Below are 6000 nucleotides of genomic sequence, written 5' to 3'. Positions count from 1 at the left end.
CCGAGGGGCGACGCCCCCCGGCCCCCCGTCTCAGTGCGCGACGACCGGGATCTTCACCTCGCCCTCGACACCCTCCTCGGAGGACGCCACGGCCGTGGAGCCGGGCCGTCCGGAGTTGATGAAGGTGAACGCGATCGCGGCGGAGACGGCCAGGATGCCGACGGCCCACCAGATGGCGCTGGAGTAGCCGTGCACCATGCCCCGCAGCTGGAGCAGCTCCTGGGCCTCGGGGCTCGTCGCGGCAGCCGCGTGCGAGGTGATGTAGGACGTGGTCGCGGACGCCGCGATGGTGTTCAGCAGGGCCGTGCCGATCGCGCCGCCGACCTGCTGCGAGGTGTTCACCATCGCGGAGGCGACACCCGCGTCCCGGGCCTCGACGCCGTAGGTGGCGAGCGACATGGCCGGCATGAAGGCCGTACCCATACCGAGACCGAGCAGCAGCTGCGCCGGCAGGATCAGGCCGGCGTACGAGGATCCGACCTCCAGCTGCGTCAGAAGCAGCATGCCGACCGCGGCGACCAGGAAGCCCGGACCCATGAGCAGCCGCGGCGGGATGCGGGTCATCAGCCGGGCGCCGATCTGCGTGGAGCCCGTGATCATGCCCGCGATCATCGGCAGGAAGGCGAAGCCCGTCTTGACCGGCGAGAAGCCCTTCACGACCTGCAGGTAGTAGGTGAGGAAGAGGAAGAGGCCGAACATCGCGATGATGGCGAGACCGAGCGAGAGGTAGACACCGCCGCGATTGCGCTCGGTCAGGACGCGCAGCGGCAGCAGCGGCGACTTCACCCGGGCCTCGACCGCGACGAAGGCGGCGAGCAGCACGGCGGAGGCGACGAACAGGCCGATCGTCGTCGCGTCCGACCAGCCGTCGGACTCGGCGCGCGTGAAGCCGTAGACCAGCGCCACCAGACCGAGGGTGGACAGGATGACGCCGGGGATGTCGAGCGGCGAGCGGTTGCGGCCGCCGGCCGGCTCGCGGATGACGAAGTACGCGCCCGCCGCGGCGACGATCGCGAAGGGGATGTTGACGTAGAACGTCCAGCGCCAGTCCAGGTATTCGGTCAGGAAGCCACCGAGGATCAGACCGACCGCGCCGCCACCGCCGGCGATCGCACCGTAGATGCCGAAGGCCTTGGCCCGCTCCTTGGCGTCGGTGAACATCACCGCGAGCAGCGACAGGGCGGCCGGGGCGAGCAGCGCGCCGAAGGCACCCTGCAGGGCGCGCGACCCGAGCAGCATGGCCTCACCGCTCGCGGCGCCGCCGAGCGCGGAAGCGGCGGCGAAGCCGAGCAGACCGACGACGAAGGTGCGCTTGCGGCCCCACAGGTCGGCGATGCGTCCGCCGAACAGCAGCAGTCCACCGAAGGCGAGGGCGTAGGCGGTGATGACCCACTGGCGGTTGCCGTCCGAGATCCCCAGGTCCTGCTGGGCGGAGGGCAGCGCGATGTTCACGATCGTCGCGTCGAGCACGACCATGAGCTGGGCCAGGGCTATGAAGACGAGCGCTTTCCAGCGACTCGGATCGGGGCGGACGGCGTCCGGGAGGTGAGTCTCGGCCGTTTTTGACATGGAGGAAGCCACCTAAGGGTGCGAAGTGGTGAGAAAAGGTCGTCAGTACGGGTCCGGCTGTCGGCGGCCGGGGGTGGGATGTCGTCAGTACGGGCTGAACTGCCGTCGGTACGGGACGGGCTGTCGTCAGCCGGGGAGTGGGGTGTCGTCAGTACGGTGCGGGCCGGGGAAGTCGCGTACGGCGGGTCACGGCGCGCGCCGGGCCGCCGCAGGGGTCAGGGCTTGCGTCGCAGGTCCTCCAAGGTCACGGCCGCGCCCGGGAGTTCGGAGCGCGCGGGCGCTTCGAGTCCGTCGAGGAACAACTGCAGATGGCGGTGGGTGAACTGGTCGAACTCCGGGCAACCGGTGCCCGGCAGCGGCCGGGTGAGCTGGGAGAGCGCCACCATCAGATCTCCGACGGCGATGTCCGTACGGAGCCGGCCCGCGGCCTGTGCGCGCCGGACGAGGCCCTGGACGGCCCCTTCGAGCCGGTCGCGCTCGGCGAGCAGTTCGGGGTGGTCCCGGTCGAAGCTGCCGGACAGCATCGGGCACAGGGCGCCGATCCGCTCGTCGGCGGCGGCGTGGGTGAAGCGGCACAGCGCGGCGAAGGGGTCCGCCTCCTCGGCGACCGCCTCCTCCGCCCGGTCCGTGGTGCGGCGCATGACGGAGAGGACGACCTCGTGGACGAGGGCGTCCCGGTCCGCGAAGTTCCGGTAGAGGGTCGCGTTGCCGACGCCGGCACGGCGGGCAACCTCGTCGAGCGGCACCTCGGGGCCGAACTCGACGAACATCTCGCGGGCCGCCGTCACGATCCGCTCCCGGTTGCGCAGCGCGTCGGCCCGCGGCCGGGATGCGCGGCGCACCGCGGTGCCGGTGCCGGTGCCGGTGCCGGTGCCGGTGCCGGTGGCGGTGGCGGTGGCGGAGTTCACGGCTCCACTCCCTCTCTGGTCATGTCGAGTCACCACACCCCCGCATAACCGGGGACCTCGTCCCCGGTTCGTGGGGACACACGTGCAAACGGGGAGTCACTCCCCGGATATTTCCCGGTCCGGAAAAGAATCGATGTGACCTGGGTCATATTCGCCTGTCCGCCGTGTCGCACGATCGGCTCACCCGGCGCGCGCCCTCCCACCGCCCGAACCAGGCTGATCGAACGGAGCGCAGCGCGGGACCGGCCGGCTGCCGCGGACCCGAAGGCGGAGGACGCATGCAGCACACCCGCCGCCGGATACGCAGACCGTGCGTGCTCGGCGCTGCAGCGGTGCTCTCTCTCGCCGCGCTGACCTCGGCGAGCTCGACCCTCCCGGATCCTTCGCGAGCCCAGGCCGGACCGGTGGCCACGGCCGAGGAGTCGGCGCTCGGCCCGTGCCGGATCGCCGCCGCCACGGGCGTGCAGATGTCGGAGGGCGTACCGACGCCGCCCGGCTACGCACGCTCCACGGGCGAGGTCCGCGCGCTCAACCTGATGATCGACTTTCCGGACGCGGAGGGGGCGGGCGCCGCCCTGGACCGCTTCGGGGAGTTCTTCCCGCAGACCGAGCAGTGGTACGCCACCAGTTCGTACGGGCGTCTCGTCTACCGTCCCGAGGTCCCGCTCGCGCACTGGCTGCGGATGCCCATGCCGTTCGCCGCGTACGGAATAGAGCGCGGAGCACCGTACGAGCCGGGCTACCGCCAGCTCGTGCAGGACATCGTGGCCGCCACCGACCACCAGGTGGACTTCAGCGCGTACGACCTGGTCAACATCCTGGTCACGCCGAACGCGGGTCCTTCGGCGCTGGACACCGTGCTGTCCGTGACCTTCTCCGGCAACCCGGACGCGCCCTACGCGGACGGGGTGGCGCTGGGGAACACCTCGTTCGTCTACAGCCGTCAGGACGACGGCTCGGGTACCTACTCCGAGACGGGCTACCGGGTGCTGCCCCATGAGAACGGCCATGTCTTCGGCCTGCCCGACCTCTACACCTCGGAGGGCGGCGGCGCGGTCGGCCACTGGGACATCATGTCCGAGGACTGGGGCGCCAACAACGATCTGCTCGGCTGGCACAAGTGGAAGCTGGGCTGGCTCGACAACAACCAGGTCGGCTGCGCCTCCGAGTCCGGCAGCAGTGAGTACGAGCTGACCCCGCTGGCCACCAGGGGCGGCCGCAAACTGGTCTTCGTCCCGTTCGCCGCCGACTCCGGCTACGCCGTGGAGGTACGCACCCGGGCGGGCAACGACGAGGCCGTCTGCGAGCCGGGCGTCCTCGTCTACCGCATCGAGACGGACATCGACACCGGTCAGGGTCCGGTGTCGGTCGTCGACAGCGACAAGGACAGCGGCGGCTGCACCCGGCGGCCCAATGTGCACGCCGAACTGTCGGACGCCCCCTACCGGCCGGGTGAGTCGTTCACCGACCCGCGCAACAAGATCCGGATCACGGTGCTGTCGGAGACCGCGAAGGGCACCTACCGGGTGCGCGTCACCCGTTCCTGACCTGCCCGGTCAGCTGTTCCCGGGCTGCTCGGTCAGCCGCTCCCGGGCTGCTGCTCGGTCAGCCGTTCCCGGGCTGCTGGGTCAGCCCTTGCCGAGACGCTCCGCGAGCGGCCCGCGCAGCTCCCGCTTGAGGATCTTCCCGGTGGGATTGCGGGGCAACGACTCGTCCCCCACGACGACATGCGCCGGCACCTTGAACGCGGCGAGGCTCCTGCCGACGTGCGCCCGCAGTTCACCGGCGGTGACCGTGGCGCCCGGCCGGCGCTGGACCACGGCGGCGACCTCCTCCCCGAGGACGGGGTGCGGAACGCCCAGGACGGCGGCGTCGGCCACGTCCGGATGGTCGTGCAGGGCGGCCTCGACCTCGACGCAGTACACGTTCTCGCCGCCGCGGACGACCATGTCCTTGAGCCGGTCGACGATCGAGACCCGGCCGTCCCGTACGGTCGCGACGTCGCCGGTCCTGAACCAGCCGTCCGGCGTGAACGCCTTCCGCGTGGCGTCCTCGTCGCCCCAGTACCCGCGCACCAGGGACTGCCCGCGCAGCCACAGCTCACCGGCGTCGCCCTCCGGCAGCGCCTCACCGTCCGGCCCGGCGATCCGCACCTCGGTGGCGGGGGTGGGCCGCCCCACACTGTCCGGGAACTGCCGGTACTCGGTACCGAAGTTGGCCGTCACTCCCCCGCTGGTCTCGGTCAGCCCGTAGCCGTTGCGGGGCTCGATCCGCTGCCCGTAGCGGGCGGTGAGCCGCGCGACGAGACCGGGCGGCGCGGCGGCCCCGCCCGTGTTGAGGTGCGTGAGGGTCTCCAGCGCGGCATCTTCGCGTTCCGCGACGTCCAGCAACTGGAGCGCGGTCGTGGGTACCCCGGAGTAGTGCGTGACGCCGTGCTTCTCGATCAGCGCGAGCGCCTTGCCTGCGTCCCACTTGCGCATGAGGACGAGCGTCCCGCCGACAGCCATCACCGAGTACAGCGTGGTGAAGGCCGCCACATGGAAGAAGGGGAAGGTCATGAGGCTCACCGGCGCGGGCCCCTGCCCGGGGAGGACGCCCCGCGCGAGCGCGGAGGCCGCCGCGGTGTAGCGGGGGTTCATCGCGGCCCCGGCCTGGGCGAGCTGGGTGGCGACGGCGCCCTTGGGCCGGCCGGTGGTCCCGGAGGTGTAGATGATCGTGGCGTCGTCCTCGGCCCGCACCTCCACGTCCGGCGGCGCGGCGGCAGCGTCGGGGGCAGGGAGGTCCTCGTACCGCTCCACGCCCTCACCGGCCGGCCCGTCGTGGTGGAAGACGACGACGGGCACCCGCCCGCGCGCCCACTTCTCCACCCTCGGCAGCCGCTCCCCGTCGACGAGCAGCACCCCGGGCGTGCAGTCGTCGAGGGCGTACGCGAACTCCTCCTCGGTCCACCATGCGTTCAGCGGTACGGCCACCAGACCGGCCAACTGCGCCGCCCAGAAGGCGATCTGCCATTCGGGGTGGTTGCGCATCGCCACGACGGCCCGGTCGCCGGGCCGCAGCCCGTACACCTCGACGAGCCGCCCTGCCAGCGACGAAGCGGCCGCGAAGAACTCCCCGTACGTGTACGTCCCGCTCTCCGCCACCAGGAACGGGCGGTCCCCGAACGCCCAGGTGGCCTCGACGAACTCGCGCAGCGTGCGCGGCCCGGACGCGTACACCCCGTCCGCGGCGGCGAAGGGCGCCCCGGGCGCGGTGAGGAGACCTGCGTAGTCCTGGACGAGACCTGCGGAGTCCTGGGGGTGCGGCACGTTCGGTTTCCCTCCCTAAGCGCTTGCTCAGCAAGGGCCGACGCTATGTTCCGCCCCGCACCCCGTCAAGGCCGCTCCATGGCCCCTCGGGCCCCTCCGGTGGATCTCGCCGGGCCGCCTGATCCACCGGGCAGGCCTTGGGTCGTGTCTTCGAAGTCCCGTCTGCCCGGCGACGCCCGGCACGCCCTCCGGGCGGACGACGCTACTTCGAAGAC

The 6000-nt window shown here is 71.8% G+C and carries 4 protein-coding genes; 1 reads left to right on the top strand and 3 read right to left on the bottom strand.

The window, feature by feature from the left end; translation table 11 throughout:
- Positions 1–30: 30 nt before the first annotated feature.
- Both ACWGI8_RS01465 and ACWGI8_RS01460 read right to left on the bottom strand, forming a co-directional pair.
- Positions 31–1569: an MFS transporter gene (locus ACWGI8_RS01465; protein WP_453657555.1), complete on the bottom strand. Its 1539-nt coding sequence runs from the start codon at positions 1567–1569 to the stop codon at positions 31–33.
- Positions 1570–1784: 215 nt separating this feature from the next.
- Complete coding sequence (locus ACWGI8_RS01460) at positions 1785–2411, bottom strand: TetR/AcrR family transcriptional regulator (protein ID WP_453657559.1); 627 nt, start codon at positions 2409–2411, stop codon at positions 1785–1787.
- 344 nt (positions 2412–2755) lie between these two features.
- Here ACWGI8_RS01460 and ACWGI8_RS01455 point away from each other — a divergent pair, with 344 nt between their 5' ends.
- Positions 2756–4024 (top strand): M6 family metalloprotease domain-containing protein, encoded by a 1269-nt coding sequence (locus ACWGI8_RS01455; protein ID WP_453657553.1) that lies wholly within the window; start codon positions 2756–2758, stop codon positions 4022–4024.
- Positions 4025–4105: 81 nt separating this feature from the next.
- Here ACWGI8_RS01455 and ACWGI8_RS01450 read toward each other — a convergent pair whose 3' ends face one another.
- The gene (locus ACWGI8_RS01450; RefSeq protein WP_453657552.1) at positions 4106–5785 is read right to left on the bottom strand and encodes a class I adenylate-forming enzyme family protein; all 1680 of its coding nucleotides are present in this window, start codon (positions 5783–5785) and stop codon (positions 4106–4108) included.
- Positions 5786–6000: the final 215 nt, after the last annotated feature.

This window comes from Streptomyces sp. NPDC054841 (assembly GCF_053611045.1).
This window is presented reverse-complemented; position numbering and strand designations above follow the sequence as displayed.